Origin of the sequence: Vibrio sp. MM46 (assembly GCF_027587135.1) — a bacterium.
In the GTDB taxonomy this organism is placed as follows: domain Bacteria; phylum Pseudomonadota; class Gammaproteobacteria; order Enterobacterales; family Vibrionaceae; genus Vibrio; species Vibrio harveyi.
In genome coordinates, this window is record NZ_JAPPTO010000007.1 from 53,394 (window position 1) to 74,587 (window position 21,194).

At 45.9% G+C, this 21,194-nt stretch carries 19 protein-coding genes; 9 read left to right on the forward strand and 10 right to left on the reverse strand.

What is annotated here, in order from left to right:
* Nucleotides 1-43: 43 nt before the first annotated feature.
* Together glnE and OH459_RS09710 are read right to left on the reverse strand one after the other, a co-directional pair.
* Nucleotides 44-2,887 carry a bifunctional [glutamate--ammonia ligase]-adenylyl-L-tyrosine phosphorylase/[glutamate--ammonia-ligase] adenylyltransferase gene (glnE, locus tag OH459_RS09705; RefSeq protein ID WP_269986504.1) on the reverse strand — a complete coding sequence of 948 codons (2,844 nt, stop codon included), beginning with the start codon at nt 2,885-2,887 and terminating at the stop codon, nt 44-46.
* A 120-nt stretch (nt 2,888-3,007) separates the two neighbouring features.
* Nucleotides 3,008-4,264: a methyl-accepting chemotaxis protein gene (locus OH459_RS09710; RefSeq protein WP_269986505.1), complete on the reverse strand. Its 1,257-nt coding sequence runs from the start codon at nt 4,262-4,264 to the stop codon at nt 3,008-3,010.
* A 48-nt stretch (nt 4,265-4,312) separates the two neighbouring features.
* Here OH459_RS09710 and OH459_RS09715 point away from each other — a divergent pair, with 48 nt between their 5' ends.
* A complete protein-coding gene (locus tag OH459_RS09715) occupies nt 4,313-5,131 on the forward strand; it encodes an ion transporter (RefSeq protein ID WP_005450400.1) in 819 nt (272 codons plus the stop codon).
* 25 nt (nt 5,132-5,156) lie between these two features.
* Here OH459_RS09715 and OH459_RS09720 read toward each other — a convergent pair whose 3' ends face one another.
* A complete protein-coding gene (locus OH459_RS09720; protein ID WP_009697592.1) occupies nt 5,157-6,689 on the reverse strand; it encodes a CYTH and CHAD domain-containing protein in 1,533 nt (510 codons plus the stop codon).
* Nucleotides 6,690-6,894: 205 nt separating this feature from the next.
* Here OH459_RS09720 and OH459_RS09725 point away from each other — a divergent pair, with 205 nt between their 5' ends.
* From OH459_RS09725 to OH459_RS09735, 3 genes are all read left to right on the forward strand, one after another.
* Nucleotides 6,895-7,575, forward strand: a complete 681-nt coding sequence (locus tag OH459_RS09725; protein WP_005450406.1) for a TIGR00153 family protein — start codon at nt 6,895-6,897, stop codon at nt 7,573-7,575.
* 130 nt (nt 7,576-7,705) lie between these two features.
* Complete coding sequence (locus OH459_RS09730; protein WP_005450407.1) at nt 7,706-8,965, forward strand: inorganic phosphate transporter; 1,260 nt, start codon at nt 7,706-7,708, stop codon at nt 8,963-8,965.
* A 194-nt stretch (nt 8,966-9,159) separates the two neighbouring features.
* The gene (locus tag OH459_RS09735; RefSeq protein WP_005450408.1) at nt 9,160-9,771 is read left to right on the forward strand and encodes a TIGR04211 family SH3 domain-containing protein; all 612 of its coding nucleotides are present in this window, start codon (nt 9,160-9,162) and stop codon (nt 9,769-9,771) included.
* 107 nt (nt 9,772-9,878) lie between these two features.
* On the opposite strand, the gene OH459_RS09740 is transcribed toward OH459_RS09735, so the two are convergent.
* Together OH459_RS09740 and OH459_RS09745 are read right to left on the reverse strand one after the other, a co-directional pair.
* Complete coding sequence (locus tag OH459_RS09740) at nt 9,879-10,604, reverse strand: general secretion pathway protein GspB (RefSeq protein ID WP_269986506.1); 726 nt, start codon at nt 10,602-10,604, stop codon at nt 9,879-9,881.
* Nucleotides 10,604-12,232 (reverse strand): ExeA family protein, encoded by a 1,629-nt coding sequence (locus tag OH459_RS09745; RefSeq protein WP_009697590.1) that lies wholly within the window; start codon nt 12,230-12,232, stop codon nt 10,604-10,606. Before OH459_RS09745 ends, OH459_RS09740 begins: the two co-directional genes overlap by 1 nt.
* A gap of 148 nt (nt 12,233-12,380) precedes the next feature.
* Between OH459_RS09745 and OH459_RS09750 the strand changes: the two genes are divergently transcribed.
* Nucleotides 12,381-13,601: a multifunctional CCA addition/repair protein gene (locus OH459_RS09750; RefSeq protein ID WP_009697589.1), complete on the forward strand. Its 1,221-nt coding sequence runs from the start codon at nt 12,381-12,383 to the stop codon at nt 13,599-13,601.
* A 78-nt stretch (nt 13,602-13,679) separates the two neighbouring features.
* Here OH459_RS09750 and OH459_RS09755 read toward each other — a convergent pair whose 3' ends face one another.
* Genes OH459_RS09755 through folB form a run of 3 tightly spaced genes read right to left on the reverse strand, consistent with a single transcriptional unit; the run spans nt 13,680 to nt 15,337 of the window.
* The gene (locus OH459_RS09755; protein ID WP_009697588.1) at nt 13,680-14,483 is read right to left on the reverse strand and encodes an undecaprenyl-diphosphate phosphatase; all 804 of its coding nucleotides are present in this window, start codon (nt 14,481-14,483) and stop codon (nt 13,680-13,682) included.
* Nucleotides 14,484-14,498: 15 nt separating this feature from the next.
* Nucleotides 14,499-14,981, reverse strand: a complete 483-nt coding sequence (folK, locus tag OH459_RS09760) for a 2-amino-4-hydroxy-6-hydroxymethyldihydropteridine diphosphokinase (RefSeq protein ID WP_005450416.1) — start codon at nt 14,979-14,981, stop codon at nt 14,499-14,501.
* Complete coding sequence (gene folB / locus OH459_RS09765; protein WP_005436044.1) at nt 14,978-15,337, reverse strand: bifunctional dihydroneopterin aldolase/7,8-dihydroneopterin epimerase; 360 nt, start codon at nt 15,335-15,337, stop codon at nt 14,978-14,980. The genes folK and folB overlap by 4 nt, the downstream gene beginning before the upstream one ends.
* Nucleotides 15,338-15,602: 265 nt before the next feature.
* Here folB and plsY point away from each other — a divergent pair, with 265 nt between their 5' ends.
* Entirely contained in the window at nt 15,603-16,214 is a 612-nt protein-coding gene (plsY, locus tag OH459_RS09770; RefSeq protein WP_005450419.1) for a glycerol-3-phosphate 1-O-acyltransferase PlsY, read from the forward strand.
* A 39-nt stretch (nt 16,215-16,253) separates the two neighbouring features.
* Here plsY and OH459_RS09775 read toward each other — a convergent pair whose 3' ends face one another.
* Nucleotides 16,254-17,072 (reverse strand): alpha/beta fold hydrolase, encoded by an 819-nt coding sequence (locus OH459_RS09775; RefSeq protein ID WP_005450420.1) that lies wholly within the window; start codon nt 17,070-17,072, stop codon nt 16,254-16,256.
* 187 nt (nt 17,073-17,259) lie between these two features.
* A complete protein-coding gene (tsaD, locus tag OH459_RS09780; RefSeq protein WP_005450422.1) occupies nt 17,260-18,276 on the reverse strand; it encodes a tRNA (adenosine(37)-N6)-threonylcarbamoyltransferase complex transferase subunit TsaD in 1,017 nt (338 codons plus the stop codon).
* A gap of 230 nt (nt 18,277-18,506) precedes the next feature.
* Here tsaD and rpsU point away from each other — a divergent pair, with 230 nt between their 5' ends.
* The 3 genes from rpsU (at nt 18,507) to dnaG (ending at nt 21,103) form a co-directional block, all read left to right on the forward strand.
* On the forward strand, nt 18,507-18,722 hold the full coding sequence (gene rpsU / locus OH459_RS09785; protein ID WP_001145625.1) for a 30S ribosomal protein S21: 216 nt from the start codon (nt 18,507-18,509) through the stop codon (nt 18,720-18,722).
* 28 nt (nt 18,723-18,750) lie between these two features.
* Complete coding sequence (locus OH459_RS09790) at nt 18,751-19,194, forward strand: GatB/YqeY domain-containing protein (RefSeq protein ID WP_269986510.1); 444 nt, start codon at nt 18,751-18,753, stop codon at nt 19,192-19,194.
* A gap of 148 nt (nt 19,195-19,342) precedes the next feature.
* The gene (dnaG, locus tag OH459_RS09795) at nt 19,343-21,103 is read left to right on the forward strand and encodes a DNA primase (protein WP_053049216.1); all 1,761 of its coding nucleotides are present in this window, start codon (nt 19,343-19,345) and stop codon (nt 21,101-21,103) included.
* The last annotated feature ends 91 nt before the right edge of the window (nt 21,104-21,194 follow it).

The following is a 21,194-nucleotide window of genomic DNA, read 5'->3' on the forward strand; positions in this document are numbered from 1 at the left end:
AACACAGCCTTTTTCTAGGCTGAACCTTGTGCACTACTTCTGCTTAGGCAAACCATTGATTCCATGCTTGCTTCACCCACTCTCGCTCCGCAATAAATTTCTCTTCTGCCACATCGGCATCTAAGTTAAGCAAGTTTCGACGATGAATTTCATCGCGCATTGATGTGTATGCGCGTGTCAGTTGCATCGCTTGATCTTCTTCCATGACACCTTGTGCGATTAGAGTTTCAAAAATACGTACATTATCGCACCAGCGAATGAGCTTAGGCTTACTGTGACTGTAGTTGAGCACAAGGTATTGAGCGAGAAATTCGATATCGGTAATGCCGCCATTATCTTGCTTAAGCATAAAACGACCGGACTTTTTCCCGCCAAGATGGTCACGCATTTTCTCACGCATATCGACCACTTCTTTCTTTAACGTGTCTTGGTTACGCAGTTTACACAACACATCATGGCGAGTGTTATGGAAGGCGATCGCCAAAGGCTCATCACCATAAATCATACGAGCACGCACAAGAGCTTGATGCTCCCACGTCCAGGCATCTTTATGTTGATAATCATCAAATGCATCTGTTGGGCTGACTAATAAGCCTGAAGCGCCAGATGGGCGTAAGCGAGTATCCACTTCGTACAGAATGCCTGATGCTGTACGAGTTGAGAAAATATGGATGATGCGCTGCGCTAAACGAAGATAGAACTGGCGACCATCGATTTCTTTTTTACCATCGGTATAAACGTTAACTGGGCAATCGTGCATGAACACAATATCAAGGTCTGAGTTATAACCCAGTTCCCAGCCGCCGACTTTCCCGTAACCAATCACGGCGAAGCCTTTGCCTTCACGATCTTTCACATGCGTTGGCTCGCCATACTTTTCCGACACTTGCAGCCACGCTTGGTTCACTACCGCTTCAACGATCGCTTCCGCCAAATACGTTAAGTGGTCACTCACTTTCATGACGGGCAATACACCAGCAATGTCTGCCGCTGCAATACGTAAGATACAGATTTGCTTAAACTGGCGCAGCGCTTCCATCTGCTGCTCCATATCATCCTCTGGGATGCGGGCAAGGAAATCACGTAGCTCTGTTCGGTAGCTATCAAGTGGAATTGGGTTGTACAGATGCTGAGGGTCGATCAACTCATCAAGCAGAATCGGATAACGTGATAGCTGCTCTGAAATCATAGGACTGGCGGTACATAAACGAACCAGTTGTACCAAGGCTGCCGGATGTTCATCCAACAATTCAAGATACGTTGTACGAGTGCAGATGTTGTGCAGCAAGTGCAAAACACGTGGCAAGCCGAATTGCGCATCTGGGTGGGCAAATACCGCATCAAAGACTTTAGGCATCAACTTAGTCAGCACTTCACGACCACGTGGTCCAAGTGTTTTCTTTGCCAAGTCCGCTTTGAACTGCATGATGGTTTTTGCTAACTCTTGTGAGTTTTCAGCTTTAATGTCCTCTTGTAGAACGTGTTCAAGCACATCTTGCTTGGTCGCCATGTCCCACAATTCGTGAAAATGACGAGCCACCGCTTCTGTTTCATCTTCTTCGTCATCACCGATTAAGCTTTCAAACACCTTGTGGACATTTGCCATGTGTTGTTGGGTTTGAGCAATGAGCGTATCCCAAGATTCAAAACGCATCGCCGTAGCAAGTTTCAATTGCTCACCTTCACAATCCGGCAAGGTTTGCGTTTGCTTGTCTGCCATGGCTTGCAACAGGTTTTCTAGCTGGCGCAGATATTTATAGGCAGCTTCAAGATTATCAACCTCTGATTGAGTCAGCTGACCTAGCTCACCAATGGCATTCAAAGTTTCTAGTAAACCACGACCACGTAAAGAAGGTTCACGACCACCACGAATTAACTGGAACACTTGAGCGATAAACTCAATCTCGCGAATGCCTCCAGCACCCAGTTTAATGTTGTTACTCAAACCGCGACGGCGCACTTCACTGCTGATCATTGATTTCATGCGGCGCAGGGATTGAATCGCACTGAAGTCGATATAACGGCGGAAAACAAACGGACGCAGCATCTGACGCAACTCTTGATATTGCGGATACATTTCACTGCCCATCACACGCGCTTTGATCATCGCGTAACGCTCCCAATCTCTTCCTTGTTCTTGGTAGTAATCCTCTAGTGCCGCATAGCTCATTACCAACGGACCACTCTCACCAAACGGACGCAAACGCATATCTACACGGTAACAGAAGCCGTCAAAGGTTTGTTGGTCGAGCGCTTTAATGATGCGCTGCCCTAAACGGGTAAAGAATTGCGCATTAGCAATGCTGCGGCGCGCGCCTTGTGTCTCACCGTTTTCTGGATAAGTAAAAATCAGATCGATATCAGAAGAGAAGTTCAGCTCGCCACCACCAAGTTTACCCATGCCGATGATCAGCATAGGCTGCGCTTCACCTTCTGCATTGGTTGGCGTGCCCCATTCATTGCAACAAATCTTGTATTGCCATTGATAAGTTTCGAAGATCATCGCTTCAGCCAGTTGAGACAAATGGCAAAGCGATTCTTCTAACGTCCAAGTATGGGTGAAGTCTTTCCACGCAATGTAAACCATTTCGCGGTTACGGAACTGACGCAACACACGATGCCCAGCCATCTCATCTTGGCATCCAGCCAACAGCTCCGCTAGACGAACACGATACGCTTGTTGTCGACTGCTTTCTGCCAGCATGTTTGGCAAGTCTTGCGCGAGTTTCTCATCGCGGTGAATCGCTTCGGTAATGAACTTACTTAGACCAGACACAAAACGAAACTGTTCGGCAATCTCGGTAGACCATTGTTGAAAGTATCCCGCTTGCTCAGCATTTTGAACCGCGGAATCCGCGACAGAAATCAGTGACGAAGGCAGCTGCATTTTTCTTCCTTGTTTGAAAAGCACTGTGGTTTGAGAGGTATACACTCTTTTATACCAGAGTTGACATAAATAAAAACGCCCACAAAAGGTTTGTGGGCGTTTTATCAAAGCTTACAGAAACTAGACTTCGAAAGATTTAATCTTCTTATCTAGCTCTTCGGCATTGCTTTGCATCATCTCAGAGGTTTCCAATAGCTCAGTCACGACCACAACTGAAGCTTCAACAAGCTCACGAACATTGGTTAAGTTTTGACTCATTTCCTCTGCAACGCTGCTTTGTTGACCTGACGCCGTTGCGATTTGGAAATTCATGTCGTTAATCTGCGTCACCTGCCCAACAATGCCATCCAACTCGCTACCAGCATTTGATACCAGCTCTACCCCTTCTGCTGCTTCAACAACACTTTTCTCCATCAACTCCACTGCTGAGGTGGCACTTGATTGAAGCTGAGTAATCATCTCTTGGATTTCAACGGTTGCTTGCTGAGTGCGTTGTGCAAGGTTACGAACTTCATCTGCAACGACAGCAAAGCCGCGACCAGCTTCACCAGCTCGCGCCGCTTCAATTGCCGCATTCAGTGCAAGCAAGTTAGTTTGCTCAGAAATACCTTGAATGGTGCCAACGACACTACCAATTGCGTCAACACGCTCTTCTACTTGGTTAACGGCACTTGCCGAAGACGCGATATCGGAAGACAGTTCACTCATCTTAGAGACCGTTTTCTGCAAGAACTGCTGACCAGTCACGGCTTGCGTTGATGCCTGCTCGGTCAATGAAGATGCCGTCTGCGCATGATCCGCAACCGTTTGAACTGTCGATGACATCTCACTCATTGCGGTAGCAAGTTGATCGATCTCATTAAACTCTTCTTGTGCCGACTCTTTCGTTTCCGACATACTCAATGTCATCACTTCGGTCAACGTTGCAAGCTCATCAGATGCGTTGTTCTGCATTTGGATGACATCATGCAACTGACGACGGGTTTTCTCTAGCTCACGCGCTACGTCACCGTATTCGTCTTTACAATCCATACCAAATGGCACAGAAAGGTTTTTGCTTGCCATTAACTTGATTGCATCGTTCAAGTATTGTGTTTGTCGTAGCATGACACGAGCAGCTGCAAGCAGTAACACCACAAACACCACAATCAACAATGCAGTTTGCCAAGCCACTTGTGTTAAGTAGGCTTCATAGTGCTGTTGGGCAACTTGTTCATTTTGCGTTGCTGCAAGTAATGAGTTATAGAAGGTACTTGCGTCCCACAATTGCTTTGCCACAATCAAGATGGTGCTGAATACCATCAACATGACCATTTTCGGAACGAGCTTGATGTCGGATATCACCCTTTCCCACGGCTTAAATGCCAGCTTTTCCATTGTCAGTTCTCCACCGAGTCTTATATAGTCTTTGTATTACTTATAGTTATGCGCGCGATTGGCTCTGGTTGCGCGATTTATTTCGAGCTTCGTATGAAAAACTATGATATCAAAGACAGCACCAAACCGATGGGGTTGCTATCACTAATATTGTCCTTTATGGCGCTATTTGTGATCTCAGGCCTGTTGTTTTTCCCACTTGATCACGAAACCCGTCAAGTTCTTATCGGTCTGGATTTTATAATCTGTAGTATTTTTCTACTGCAGCTCATCGTAGATTTGATCCGAGCCACAGATCGTTGGTCATTTCTCAAGCACCACTGGATTGATTTTGTGGCGAGCATCCCAATGATTGAGCCTTTGCGCTTCGCTCGCTTATTTCACATCCTGCGTGTCATTCTGGTCTTACGCTCTTCAAAGTTCATTCTTTTCCAGCTCAAGCAAAACCGCCGTGAAACTACATTAGCGTCTATTCTGCTGTTAATGGTGGTTCTCATCACTCTTGGTTCTAGCGCCATGTTGTTTATTGAAGGGCAAAACCCTGAAGCCAATATTCAAACAGGAACAGACGCTTTGTGGTGGGCATTTGTCACTATTTCGACCGTTGGCTACGGCGACCACTATCCAGTCACGACAGGAGGCAAGCTGCTTGCCGTACTGATCATCATTTGTGGTGTCGGCATCTTTGGTATGATTTCAGGTTTGATCACGTCGATCCTAACCGCACCGACCAGACAACAGGACAATCGTTCTAAGAATAAAGAGAAGCTCTTGGAGCAAGTATTAGAAAGGCAGGAGCAGATCTTAAATCGACTGCAATCCATCGAAGATGAACTGCAAGAGCAAAAACAACAGACAAAAAAATAGGACCAGAGGGTCCTATTTTTTGCTCTTATTCTTGCCAGTATGGCTCGACTTCAACACTGATTGCACGAGTCTGATCCATGGCATGCAGGATGGAACGTTCTTGGCGGTGCAGCCAGCGCTCTAACTGCTCTTGTTCTTCCCCTTCTAACATGCCAATTAATGGCAGAAGGTGATTAAGCATAAGCAGGTCGTCGATACCATGCACTAGGTCTGCCCATGGTAAACGGAAGGTATTGCGCTCTTCTGCATCGTACAAGCTCGCAAAACCAATACCGGTGTACAAGTTACGTAAAAGACGGTATCGCTGATCCACATACTCTTGAGCCGAGAGTTCTCGCTCTGCGGGGAAAGCTTCCATCAGCTCAGCCCAAGTGCGATCCAACTGCTTCACTGAGAAAGGTTGAATGTTGCTCGACATCTTTTCGCGCGCTTTATCATCCAAAAATGGCTGCCAACCACGCGTCAGAATCCAACGGCTCAAATCCAATAACAAACCGGTGTAACGTGCAGAGCTTAATAGCTCTAACACCGCTTCGCGGCTTGGCAACTCGCCCAGTTGTTGTGTCAACTCAGAAACAAGGAACTTACGCGCATCAAGTTTGCGCAGCACGTTGCCTTTATCATCTAGCAGCTCTTCTAAGTGAGCGTGTTCATCTAACCATTCAAGCTCTTCTTCTAGCCACTTCATTTCTTGGCGAAGAATTGCACTTGCTCGACGCGGCACCATGCTGCCAAAGATAGTAAATGTCTGGCGGATAAAGCGAATCGCATTAACGATTTCACGTAATGCTTCAACGCAATCACGCTCAGTGTAGATTTGCTCATGGTAATGCCAGTGCGATAGCGCATGCTCTAGCGAATTAATCAGGCAGTACTCGACTGTGTCGTTTTTCGTGCTGTCCACTAATGCTAGTGGTTTGACTTCATCACCAGCGTAACCACTGGCTAAGCGATAGCCTTTCGCAGCTTTACTCAGGTTACCAAGGCGCATACCACCTGCTTCACACAAACTGCGAGCAAGGGTAAACAAAGCGTCTGTCTGACCCGATTTCAGCTCTAATTCAACTTCACAGATAGGATCTTGCTTCTCTTCTCCATCCGTACCTTGAGCAATCACAGCTCCTTGGTCGAACGCAACTTCGATTTGGCTACCATCAGGCATCCCAATCAACCATTGTTCACGAGTAAAGTTGGTAGAAAAGAGCGGCGTCAGTTCCGCTTGTAGCGTAGCAACATCTTTGCCAGAAGGCCAGATATCAGAAGGATGAAGCGTGAGGTCCGGCTCATTACTGGTGTGCTCAGCATTGTATTCTGGTCTTTGATGAAGGCCTGCAACAACGCGTCCTGCTGTTTTTACAGTCTGGACAAAAACATCATCAAAACGGCGAATTCTTAAACCAATGTCGTGCTTTCTTAACCATTTATCAGCGGTATCAAAGTAGGTGTTACCCAAATCACGACTACTGTGCTGAAGTACTTTTGTTTCGGAAATTTTAGCTCTTAAAGTCTCTGAAAATTCAGGAGAAACAAAAAACTTCAGTTCTATCTCGGTTTCCATAGCTATACCTTTCAAAGCAGATAGAAACAGGATATTGCCTAATTTCTCACACGGCAAGAAAGAAATATCACCCGAATGATGATCTAAAACAGTTTTAATGAGCGATTTAATGCGTTAACATGCGCGCCTTTATAGCCATCGTTCAACATTTCGCCAAGAAATGGTGTATGTTTTTTTAAGGTTATAGTTATTAGGTTGAATGACCATGCCAGTAAATACAATTATGGGGTTATTTGCAAAGTCCCCAATTAAGCCTTTGCAGCGCCACGTTGTGTGTGTCAACGAATGTTGTTCACACCTGGTTAAGTTCTTTGAAGTTTCTTCAAAGGGTGACTGGGAAAAAGCAGCTGAAATCCGTGCTCAAATTTCTCACCTAGAGAAAGAAGCGGACGTGCTAAAACGTGAAATCCGTCTAAAACTGCCTCGCGGTTTGTTTATGCCAGTCGATCGTACTGACATGCTTGAGCTTCTAACTCAACAAGACAAACTTGCTAACCTGGCAAAAGACATTGCTGGCCGTGTATATGGTCGTCAACTTGTCATTCCTGAGGCTCTCCAACCAAACTTCCTCGCATACGTTCAACGTTGTCTTGATGCGGCTGATCAGGCGCAAAAAGTAATTAACGAACTTGATGAACTTCTAGAGACCGGCTTCAAAGGCCGTGAAGTAACGCTCGTTGCTGAAATGATTCATCAATTGGACGTGATTGAAGATGATACCGATGCAATGCAGATTGAACTTCGCCAACAACTGATGGTGATTGAATCTGACATGAACCCTATCGATGTCATGTTCTTGTACAAGATTCTTGAATGGGTAGGTGGTATTGCCGACCAAGCGCAGCGCGTAGGTGCTCGTTTGGAAGTCATGCTATCTCGATCTTAAAACATAAGTTAACGACATAACGAAGAGCATTATTCACGCGTGTCAGATAGACGATGACAAAATTCACCGTCTTATGGGCTGACGCGCGCAAAATTTTGCTCCGCTTGTTATAAAACAACTAGGTATTACGATGGATATCCTTGCGAACTACGGCACTGTCCTGATTATTGTTGCAGCGATTTTTGGTTTCATGATGGCGATTGGTATTGGCGCGAACGACGTTGCTAATGCTATGGGTACATCTGTTGGCTCAAAAGCGCTAACCGTAAAACAAGCAATCATCATTGCGATGATCTTTGAATTTGCGGGTGCATACCTTGCAGGCGGTGAAGTAACCGACACTATCCGTAAAGGTGTTATCGAAACATCTCTATTTGCTAGCCAACCTGATATTCTTGTCTACGGCATGATGTCAGCGCTTCTTGCGGCTGGTACTTGGCTTCTACTTGCTTCTTACATGGGCTGGCCAGTATCGACTACTCACTCTATCATCGGTGCAATCATCGGTTTTGCGTGTGTGTCTGTAGGTACTGAAGCAGTTGATTGGAGCAGTGTACAAGGGATTGTCGGTAGCTGGATTATTACTCCGGTTATCTCAGGCTTCTTTGCTTACGTCATTTTTGTCAGCGCACAGCGTCTGATCTTTGATACTGAGAACCCACTATTCAACGCAAAACGTTTCGTTCCAGTTTACATGTTCATCACGACGATGGTGATTGCACTTGTAACTATCAAGAAAGGTCTGAAACACGTAGGTCTACACCTTAGCAACGGTGAAGCATGGATGTGGGCAGCAGTCGTATCTGCAGCAGTAATGGCTGGCGGTTACTTCTACATTCAGAAGAAATTTGCTAACCGTGAAGAAGACCGCAGCTTTGCTGGCGTAGAAGGTATCTTCAGCGTACTAATGGTTATCACAGCGTGTGCTATGGCATTCGCTCACGGTTCAAACGACGTAGCTAACGCGATCGGTCCACTGTCTGCAGTTGTATCAACTGTTGAGCACATGGGTGAAATCACAACGAAGAGCTCAATCGCATGGTGGATTCTTCCTCTAGGTGGTTTTGGTATCGTTGTTGGTCTAGCAACACTAGGTCACAAAGTAATGGCAACAGTTGGTACTGGTATCACTGAACTAACACCAAGCCGTGGCTTTGCTGCTCAGCTAGCAACAGCATGTACAGTAGTTCTAGCGTCAGGTACAGGTCTACCTATCTCTACAACGCAAACACTGGTTGGTGCGGTTCTAGGTGTAGGTTTCGCTCGTGGTATTGCAGCCCTTAACTTGGGCGTAGTTCGTAACATCGTTGCATCTTGGATCGTTACGCTACCTGCTGGTGCACTACTAGCAGTCGTATTCTTCTACGGCATCCAAGCGATGTTCTCGTAACACTGCTTTAGCGCGAAGCGCTGGGTCAATACAATGTAAACGCTTTGTCATTATTGACTCAAACGCACAGAAAGGGAGGCTTTGCCTCCCTTCTTTGTTGCACCCAAGTTTGAAACTGCATAATATTCGTCTATTTCCGGCTCCAATAATTCGGTGCCAAAGCTGTATCCAAGAAAATCGTTAAGGGATTTACTGTGAAAAAACTAATCATCACGGTTTTGTTTACTTTGCTAGCAGCGCCAGCGGCACTAGCGGCAGACCGTTATATTTCTGATGACCTATTCACTTTCATGCACTCTGGTCCAAACAACACTTACCGTATCATGGGTAGTGTTAACGCAGGCTCTAAAGTACAACTTCTTCAAACAAACAAAGACACGGGTTACACCCAAATCCGTGATGCGCGCGGTCGTACTGGCTGGGTTCAAAGCAAGTTTGTAACTAACCAAGAGAGCATGGCAATCCGCCTTCCTCGCGTTGAGAAAGAACTGAAAGAAGTGAAAGAGCAACTGGCAAACGCACGCCAGAACTCAGACACAGAAAAAGCGGGTCTAGTAACCTCACTAGAAACACGCAACCAACAAATTTCTGATCTAGAGAAGAAATACTCTGAAATCAGCGACCAGCTTACTTCTGTTGAAACAGAGAACCGCGAACTTCGCGCCAAACTAGACACACAAAAAGACGACATGTTACTGAAGTACTTTACTTACGGTGGTGGTGTTGCAGGTCTAGGTCTACTGTTTGGTTTGATTCTTCCTCATATCATCCCACGTAGAAAGAAATCACCAGCAGGTTGGGCGTAATCACCTTACTCTGAATCGGTAAAAGAAAAGCCAGTCGAACTCGACTGGCTTTTTTGTTTTGTCTGTTTAGTCCTGAATGACACAGAGAAAGAAACGATAGGATGCCTCTAGCCTTTCCATTCATACAAAGCAGGGATACGGATCTGCTCGCCTTGGAATTCAACAATGACCGCTTGAGGTTGGATCTCTTTTAAGGTCACTTGCCCATCGACAACATCGCCTTGGTGGTACTCAACATTGTTAATTTTCACCCAACGTCGCTTTACATCACTTGAGTACATGTGAGTTTGTAAGTTAAGAGCAGGCAAACGACCATGCCATTGTTGAGCTTCTCGCTCTAAATCGTCAACAGACGAGCTATCGTTTGTCGATGGCTGGTCATCGTTCGCAAGCGCGTTCTCTACTTTCAAAGCAAGGTCAGGCGACAATGAGGACAAATCAAGATCATCTAAAGACAAACCAAGGTCATCACCACTTCGCATTGTAGGACTTGTTTTTACTGTTTTCTGAGGCTCGTTGAGTAGCTCTTGCTCACCAGGAACGGCGTCATTACTCGCATACTCTTCACCAATAAAGGTACCAATGTCCTGTGAGAGCTCTGCTGTTGGCCATTCACGCTGAAGCTGCGCCAATTGGGGCTCTTCAGGATAACTCAAGCTTTCAAAGTTAGTCGTAGATTTAAGCTCGACCAATGCATTGGTTGCTTGTGCTTGTATCTCTGTTGCCGCTGGAGCTACGCCCTCTTGAGCAAATAAGTCCAAATACCAAGCAGTACCGACTGCCGTAATGCTTACCGGCAATAAAAAGAGCCCCACATGCTTCATGACTGACATTATGCGCCCTCCTCTTTAATCTGTTTCAAGGCAGGAGCATCAGTTTGCACGCTCTGCTGTAAGCGCTCTAAAGTTCTTTGGCCGGCAATACCATCAACGCCAATGCCCTGCCAACGCTGGAACAATTCCACTCGCTCTTTTAATGCAGCATCAAAGATGTCCGTGCCTAATGGCTGTTCATTCACCGCTTGAGCGAGAAGGGTATCCAATACTTCAATTGCTGGACCTTCCATATCTAAACGTAGGGTCTCTCTCAGAGGAGCTTGCCACAATTCAATGATATTGCCCTGCCACAATGGTTTAAGCCATGAAACAGGCAATCGCAAACGTTGGCTACCATTAAGGACTTCCACCTTGTCATTTCCAATCGCGTACAACAGGACGTAACCCACTTGCCCTTGGTAATTCAGCTCTAAGATGACAGGGCGATTTTGTTGCACTAACAACGGCCACGTTGCCATTTTACGCTCACAACGCATGGTTGATTGCGGTTCGGACAAACACAAGTTGTCACGAACAGAGGCACGATAGCCCCACAACTTGTACAGTTCATTAACTGCCAAGTTCGATTGCGTCTGCTCTAAGAGCATATTGCGTTGTTCACTGGTGAGTTGCTCGTTCATCTCTGCGATTACAGGTTGCGATGTCGTCTGAGCAACTTGAATGGGGTTAGATTGGATACTGGTACTAACTTGAGATGGCATTTTCTGCATCACTGCCCAACCAATACCTACCGCGGCAAACACGCCAATCGCAGCAGAGCCCCAAGTAGGCCATTCAAAGCTACGACGGACAGGCTGGTCTTGCTGGTAAATTTCGGCTTGGAACTGCATCACCTCTTCACAAGCCTGATGTACTGTTTGCTTATCAACCACAACATTACCTTTGTGGTAACTCAGGTTTAACGACTTATCACAAATCAGGTTAATCAAGCGTGGGATGCCGTGACTGTACTTAGCAATCAATTTGGTCGAGCTACGGTCAAACAACTGTTTATCACCACCAGCAGTATGCAGGCGGAAAGTAATATAGTCCGCAGTCTCTTTCTCATCGAGTGGTAGCAGGTGATATCGACCAGTAATCCGTTGAGCAAGTTGACGCAATTGAGTGGTTTGCAGCAAGCGTTGCAGCTCTGGCTGACCAACTAACAGCACTTTGAGGAGCTTTCTGGTATCCGTTTCTAAGTTGGTTAATAAGCGAAGCTGTTCAAGCACATCAGCGGCTAAGTGCTGAGCCTCATCAATCACCAATAAGGTCGTCCAGCCCATTTTATGATTGCGCAATAAGTAATCATGAATCGCTTGGTTAAGCTGCTTGAGGCTCGCTTCTTCGGGGTAGGTGACTTTGAACTCGTCACAAATGGCTTCAAGTAAATCGCGGCTTGAGAAGGTCGGATTAAGGATCAAGCCCGCTTTCGTATTCTCATCCAAGTTTGCCAGCATGGCTTTAGCAACCGTGGTTTTACCTGTCCCTACTTCACCGGTTAGCATGGCAAAACCACCACCATCGCCTAACCCCGCCTGCAGATGCGTAATCGCCTCTTTATGACGTTGACTCAGATACAGATAACGCGAGTTTGGAACTATGGAAAATGGCAGTTCAACAAACCCGAAAAAGTCCTTATACATTAGGATCTCCAGCTAAAACCCACCCTCAATCAAATCGGGTATTTCCTTATTAGACTTAAACAAAGCGCTAAGTTCTTTTAGAAGTAAAGAAAAGTACCATTGCTTGCTACAATGTCCAACGTCAGATCGATAAATTAAGAGGTAATCCGTGCAAGTTTATTTAGTTGGTGGAGCAGTTCGAGATCATTTGCTTGGAATAGACAGCTACGACAAAGACTGGGTTGTAGTTGGAGCAACGCCGGAAATCATGCTTAGCCAAGGCTATACTGCAGTTGGAAAAGATTTCCCTGTGTTCTTACACCCTAAGAGCAAAGAAGAACATGCCCTTGCACGAACCGAAAGAAAATCTGGCGCAGGCTACACTGGCTTTGATTGCTTTTTCGATCAAAGTGTCACATTAGAAGACGATCTGATCCGTCGTGACCTCACTATCAATGCGATGGCAATGGATAATGACGGCAAGTTGTACGACCCCCATGGTGGCCAGCAAGACCTGCAAGCTAAAGTGCTGCGCCATGTTTCGAATGCCTTTATCGAAGATCCACTGCGTGTTTTGCGTGTCGCACGCTTTGCTGCAAAGTTAGCCCACTTAGGCTTTAGTGTCGCAGAAGAAACCATGCTGCTGATGCGCAATATGGCAGAATCAGGAGAACTGAGCACGCTGACACCAGAACGCGTTTGGCAAGAATGGCACAAATCATTGTCCACTGCCCGACCTGACGTATTCTTATCAGTGCTTAGAGATTGCGGTGCATTAGCGGTTGTCTTGCCTGAAATTGATGCATTGTTTGGGGTCCCTCAACCAGAGAAGTGGCACCCGGAGATTGATACTGGTATCCACACCTTAATGGTGGCTGAGCAAGCAGCAAAACTCAGTGATTCACTGCCAGTTCGATTTGCTGCACAAGTGCATGATTTGGGTAAAGGCATCACGCCAGAAAAGGAATGGCCGAGCCATAAGATGCATTGCCATACCGGTTTGAAGCTAATCAAAAAACTGTGCGATCGTGTACGCGTACCTAATGAGTTCCGCGACTTAGCATTAATGGTGTGCGAACAGCACTCCAATATTCATCGAGCGGCTGAGCTTAAACCTCAAACCGTCATCAAAATTCTCAATAAGTTTGATGTTTGGCGTAAATCCGAACGCTTGCAAGATATCTTAATTTGCTGCCAAGCCGATCACGCAGGTCGTAAAGGATTAGAACTGCAACCCTACCCGCAAGCAGAATTGTTTATGCAAGCCTATAAAGCGGCGGCATCAGTCGATGTGCAAGCCATTATTAAAGACGGTTTTCAAGGACCCGCTATTCGTGATGAACAAGAGAAGCGCCGTGTAGAAGCGGTTAGAATTGCATTAGGCAAATAAGTCCGGCAAAGCAGGTAGACAGACAAAAACGCCCGCAATTAAAAGCGGGCGTTTTTATTTCAGTTTTAGCTGCTCAACTTAAGCCGTTAGCAAGAAGGCGAATAAACCGAAACCTAGAATCAGACGGTAAATCACAAATGGCGTCATACCCATACGTGAAATCATCTTCAAGAAGAAGTGGATACAAATGTACGCACTGATAAAGGAAGTCACAATACCAGTTAGCAGGAAGCCAACGTGTACAGGCTCGCCACTTGTTACCAGTTTCAAGCCTAGGTAACCACCAGCCAAGGTGATGATTGGAATCGACATCAGAAACGAGAAACGCGCCGCTGCTTCACGAGTAAAGCCAAGGTACAAAGCCGCAGTAATCGTGGCACCAGAACGAGAAGTGCCAGGGATCATAGCAAGCGCCTGAGCGATACCAATAAATAGCGCTTTCTTCCAACCCGTTTGGTATTCATCGGCAACCAGTTTTGCATTCTTGTCTACCCACCAAAGTAGCAGACCAAAAATGATGGTCGTCGTTGCAATTACATAGGCACTGCGCAAATAGATCTCAATGATATCTTTCATCAACAAACCAAATACACATGCAGGAATCGTAGCCAGCACGATCATCCATGCTAATTTGGCTTCTTTACTGCGATCACCCTTAAAGATAGAAGCAAATAGCGCTTGGAATAGCGTGATGACCTCTTGTCGGAAGTAAATCACAACGGCCATTAACGTACCAACGTGAACAGCAACATCAAATGCCAGACCTTGGTCTTCCCAACCAAGAATGGCAGAAGGCAGGATCAAATGGGCAGAGCTGGAAATTGGCAAAAACTCTGTCAGACCCTGAATCAGAGCCAAAATAAAGGCTTCAAAGTAACTCATGTAAACAACTCAAAATTAAAGTGAAAAAGAAACTGGTTTGAGTGAATCGACTGGCTGCATCGCCTGCCAAATATCTGCGATTGTTCTTCCATCGCCGGGGATCACCAATTGAGGTTCGAGATCATACAGGGGCTTTGTTACAAAAGGATATTTGTAGATATCACTGCGAGGTAGCTCAGGTTTTTGTGGCGAAATGCATTCACCGAACAAGACTATATCGAGATCTAAGGTTCGATCCTGATACTTTTGCGCGTTTTCTTCGCGCCCCCACTGAAATTCAATCTCGCGTAAGTGGTGACTCAACTCTTCGAGTGATAGCTTCGTGGAGAAACTAATCACAAAGTTGTAGAAGTTTTGACTACTAAAGCCGATTGGCTCGCATTCATATATCGGAGAAACACACAGATCGCAGCCTAGCTTTTGCAACTCTTGATAAGCTACTCGCGCGTGCTGCTCTCTTTCTATATTGGTGCCTACTCCGATATACGTTTTGATCATGCCTGACCTCGCTCAATCACAACACCAACTGCGCGTGCTTGAGGAACCGCACCAGGCTTCGCTAAACGAATTTTCACCCAAGGTACAGAGAAACGTTGCATGATAAGTTCTGCAACTTCTTCTGCGACACGCTCAACCAACAAGAAACGACCATTTTCGATGTGATTCAACACCGCTTCACTCACTTGTGAGTAATCCAACGCATCTTGAACATCATCACTCTTACCCGCAGGTTTGTTGTCGTGTGCCATTTCGATATCCAGAACCAGCTTTTGCTTGATTTGCTGTTCCCAATCGTAAACGCCGATGGTGGTGATTACTTCTAACTGTTCAATAAAAACTTTATCCAGAGCCATCTTATGTCCTTCTTTTACAGAGGTCGGATACCCGATTTGGGCAAATTGATCGTACTATTCTATACCCAAGCAACCTACTATGACCTTTCACTCTGTAAATTGGCTGAAAAAGTCGCTTGGGTATAAACTGCGAAGACTCTTTATATACAAGAAATCCCATAATGCAAGCTCTATCGCAGAGAGTATTTTTGCTCAAAGCCGAATCGCGGTATGATAGCAATTACTCAGGAACTGAGCATTAAATTCCAATCCATCAAGGACTTCTATGGACGCACTGGCACTAATAATGACAATGGCAGCCTATTTGCTGGGTTCTATCTCCAGCGCGGTGCTAATTTGTCGTTTATTAAGACTGCCGGATCCGCGTAAAGTGGGCTCTAACAATCCTGGAGCCACCAATGTCCTGCGTATCGGAGGCAAAGGTGCAGCGGCGGCAGTGTTGCTGTTCGACATGCTCAAAGGAACAATTCCGGTTTGGAGCGGCTACTTTCTTGGTATCGACCCAATCATCCTTGGCGTTATTGCCATTGCAGCGTGCCTTGGTCACATGTACCCAATATTTTTCCACTTTAAGGGGGGGAAAGGTGTCGCAACAGCACTTGGTGCAATAGCCCCTATTGGATTGGATCTGACTGGGCTGGTCATGCTGACTTGGTTATCGGTCGCTTTGTTGTTTCGCTACTCTTCTCTAGCTGCGCTTGTTACGGTACTCGTTACGCCCTTCTATGCTTGGATGTTCAAACCGCAGTACACCTTACCTGTCGCGATGCTTTGTTGTTTGATCGTGTTTAAACATCATCAGAATATTCGCCGCTTATTGTCAGGGGAAGAACCCAAGATTGGTGAAAAGAAATTGGTAGAAAAAAACTCGGCGTAATGCCGAGTTTTTTGTTTATTCAATCGTTACTTGAAAAAATTAAGACGCATGCACTTTATTCAAGAAATCCAACAACATCTGGTTGACGATTTCTGGCTGTTCCAATGAACTGATATGACCCGCTTCAGGGATCTCAACCAACTCACTGCCAGTGATGCAATCGTTCATTAAGTAAGATTCAAATACTGGACGAGGCTTATCCTCGCGACCAACCGCAATCAAGGTTGGCAATGCAAACATCTCTGCATCTTCGATAACGTCACGACGCCCAAACACCATACGTCCAATACGAGCTACTTCGACCGCGCGCTCACCTTGCAATGCTTCAAGACTTTGCTTGAATGATGCCACAAGTTCAGGATTGGCTTGCTCTGCGTTGTTGGCAAAGAACAGCGGTGTGACAGCCTCAACGATCGGTGCTGGTACGGCTTGAACTTGGCTTATCGCATCCAGCATCGCAAAGTATTTCTTATGTGTAACTTCAGGTTCCAAACCGATGAATGTATCCATAAGAACCAGAGATTTAACACGTTGAGGAGCTTGTGACGTCAGCTCTGCTCCCCACATCCCACCAACCGATAAACCAACAATAGAGAATTGTTCGATCTCCAAATGATCCATGAGTGCCAGCATATGTTGAGCGTAATCGACTAAAGATCGTGTCGAAGCAGGCGCGGCGTCCGACTCACCATGCGCCCATAGATCAGGCACGATACAACGATATGATTGGCTCAACACTTCAATCTGTGGAGCCCACATTTGGTTATCCCACAAGTAGCTGTGACCAAACAGCAATACAGGACCTTCGCCCTTATCTAGGTAAGCAAGCTGCTGACCTTCAATTTCAAACTTATTCATTGTTATATCCATTTATTATTCTTCGGCACAATCCTATCACTGAAACGAAACAAAACTGCTCGCATCAGTTAGGCTCTTACAATCAATTACACAAGGTCTTTCAATTAGCTAGTTAAAAATAAAGGCCTCTGATGAGCAGAGACCTTTATCGTGTTGAATATATTTCAAACCTTCAGTAGAAGTTTGATTACGCGATTGGCGTAAGCTGGTCGATAGGCCAACGCGGACGCGCTTCTACCGACATATCTGCCACTTCACCGTTTTTCAGGCGTTGCATACCTGCGTATGCGATCATCGCGCCATTGTCCGTACAGAACTCAGTGCGTGGGTAGTAAACTTCACCACCAACTTTCTTCGCCAGTTTTTCAAGCTCAGCACGCAGACGACGGTTAGCACTTACACCGCCAGCAATAACAATGCGCTTCATACCTGTTTGCTCAAGTGCGCGCTTACATTTAATTGCCAGCGTAGCACATACCGCTTCTTCGAATGCGTAAGCGATATCAGCGCGAGTTTGTTCATCATCACCGTTTGCAGCAATCGTGTTTGCCGTGAAAGTTTTTAAACCTGAGAAGCTCATGTCCAAACCTGGCACATTCGTCATTGGACGTGGGAATTTAAAGCGACCCGGAGTACCTTTTTCAGCCAACTTAGATAGCAGTGGACCACCAGGGTAATCCAAGCCCATTAGCTTCGCAGTCTTATCGAATGCTTCACCCGCCGCATCATCAATAGATTCGCCTAGGATTTTGTACTCGCCGATGCCTTTAACTTCAACCATCATTGAGTGACCACCCGATACCAATACCGCCACAAATGGGAACGGTGGTGGGTTATCTTCTAGCATAGGCGCCAGTAGGTGACCTTCCATATGGTGAACAGGCACCGCAGGCACACCCCAAGCATAAGCAATACTGCGACCGATAGTGGCACCGACAAGCAATGCACCTACCAAACCCGGACCTGCCGTGTATGCAACACCGTCGATGTCTTTGGAAGTCAGATTCGCTTCTTTCAGAGCCTCTTTAATAAGAGGAATGGTTTTCTTAACATGGTCACGTGAAGCCAACTCAGGCACCACGCCGCCGTAATCTGCGTGAAGTTTTACTTGGCTGTAAAGCTTGTGTGATAAAAGACCTTTCTCATCGTCATAAATCGCGATGCCAGTCTCGTCACAAGAGGTTTCAATACCAATAATGCGCATGGTTTTCTCAGTGTGCTTTCTATATAGAGGAAATTTGGGCGTCATATTACCCTGCCTTGGTGCTTCAAACAAATTTTGTACAGACAATAGGCGATAAAACGCTTTACAAAGCTGTGTTGATCGGATTAAAATTCCGCACCATTTTTGATCAAGCTGGTAACTGACCAAACAATTGTGATTTGGTTCATTAAATTCCAGCGTTAACGAATAACCCCTGAGGTGAAAGGCATATGCCAGTAGTTAAAGTACGTGAAAACGAACCGTTCGACGTTGCTCTACGTCGTTTCAAGCGCTCTTGCGAAAAAGCAGGTATCCTTTCTGAAGTGCGTCGTCGTGAGCACTACGAAAAACCAACTACAGTTCGCAAACGCGCTAAAGCAGCAGCTCAAAAGCGTCACGCTAAGAAGCTAGCTCGCGAAAACGCTCGTCGCGTTCGCCTGTACTAATAACTGAGCTCCGGAAAGGAATTTAGTTATGGCTCTGATTGATAAACTCAAAGAAGAGCAAAAATTAGCGATGAAAGCCAAGGACAAATTGCGCCTTGGTACTATTCGTTTAGCTCTATCTGCAATTAAGCAACGTGAAGTTGACGAACAGATTACTCTGGGTGACGACGACATTCTTGCTGTGTTGACCAAGATGGTTAAACAACGTCGCGACTCTGTAACGCAATTTGAAGCAGCAGGTCGTCAAGATCTTGCTGATGCGGAACAAGCTGAAATTACCGTTCTTGAGGACTTTATGCCTCAACCACTGACAGACGAAGAAGTTGCAGCTCTTATTGAGAGCGCAGTTGCTGAATCTGGCGCAGCTGGCATGCAAGACATGGGCAAAGTAATGGGCGCTCTGAAACCGCAAATTCAAGGGCGTGCAGATATGGGTAAAGTAAGCGGTTTAGTTCGCGCTAAATTGGCTTAATACCCCACCCAATTGCAGCAAGCCGTGCTATCCTTTGGAACGCACGGCTTGTTTGTATCTGGCAGAATGGAATAACAAAAAGCCGCACACATGCTTTTCTCTGTAACCCATTCACACCAATCATGATTTTCTTTTTTTGTTAGGTTTTATGGCTGGACACATCCCTCGCAGTTTTATTGATGACCTCCTAGCTCGACTCGATATTGTCGATATCATCGACGCGCGCGTGAAACTTAAGAAAAAAGGCAAAAACTACGGCGCTTGCTGCCCTTTCCATAACGAAAAGACACCGTCATTCAGCGTTAGCCAAGAAAAGCAGTTTTATCACTGTTTTGGTTGTGGCGTGCATGGCAATGCCATCGACTTCATTATGGAGTTCGAACGCCTAGACTTTGTCGAAGCCATTGAAGAACTGGCATCCTATCTTGGATTAGATGTACCACGCGAACAACGCAGTGGTGGTGGCGGTCAATTTAGCTCAGGACCACAAGCCAGCAGCAGCGAAAAGCGTAGTCTCTACGATATCATGGGCAGCATTGCTCAGTTCTATCGTAACCAACTCAAGCAGCCAACAAGTAAAGTGGCGATTGAGTACCTAAAAGACCGCGGTTTGTCGGGTGAAATCGTACAGAAGTTTGGCATCGGCTATGTGGCGGATGAATGGGACTTGGTCCGTAAAAACTTTGGTCAGAACAAAGACAACCAAGACATGCTTGTGACTGGCGGCATGTTGATCGAGAACGACAAAGGTAACCGCTATGACCGCTTCCGTGGTCGTATCATGTTCCCCATTCGTGATCGCCGTGGTCGAGTGATTGGATTTGGCGGTCGCGTACTTGGTGACGGCACACCAAAATATCTGAACTCACCAGAAACGCCTATCTTCCATAAAGGTAAAGAGCTTTATGGTCTTTACGAAGTACTACAAGCATATCGTGAACCACCACGAATTTTGGTGGTTGAAGGTTATATGGATGTTGTCGCGTTGGCGCAATATGGCGTAGATTACTCTGTCGCCTCTTTGGGCACGTCAACCACTGGCGACCACATTCAAATGCTGTTTAGGCAAACGAATACCGTCGTATGTTGTTACGATGGTGACCGAGCAGGTAAAGAAGCCGCATGGCGCGCGCTAGAAAATGCACTTCAGTACCTTAAAACGGGTAATACATTGAAGTTCCTGTTCTTACCTGACGGTGAAGACCCTGACAGCTACGTTCGAAAATATGGCAAGCAAGCCTTCGAACAGCAAATAGAACAAGCCACACCGCTTTCGAGCTATCTCTTTGATAACCTGATTGAATTACACCAAATCAACTTGGGTAATAATGAAGGTAAATCAGCACTACGAGCCTATGCGAGTGCATTGATTGACAAGATTCCTGATCCCTATTTTCAGGAGTTACTCGAAAAGCTGCTTGATGAACGCACGGGTTTTGATAACCGCTTACGTCAACCACGTAAAAAGACGGGTGAAAGTCGACCTCAGCCGCACAAAGAGATCAAACGAACTCCGATGCGCGAGGTAATCGCTCTACTTATTCAGAATCCGAGCTATGCTCAAATGGTACCAGATCTTTCCTCAGTGAGAGATTTATCCATACCAGGCCTAAGTTTATTTGTTGATGTACTTGATAAATGTCAGGCGCATCCCCATATCAACACTGGCCAATTATTAGAGCATTGGCGAAACAGCCAAAATGAGACCCTTCTGTCTCGTCTCGCGAGCTGGGATATTCCCCTCGATGAAGACAACCAAGAAGAAATATTTTTAGACTCACTGGATAAAATTATTGCCCAGTGCGTAGAAAAACAAATTGAAAACCTGCAGGCCAAAGCAAGAAGTGTCGGTTTATCAGCCGAAGAGAAAAGGGAGCTGCTAGCTTTGATGCTAGATTTAAAAGCGTAACCCTGTTTAATTAGTCAGCAACAATTTAATTTGTTATAGTAAGTGGTTTGCATTTCGCATACTGATTCCTTCACCAGATTACGAAGTTGGA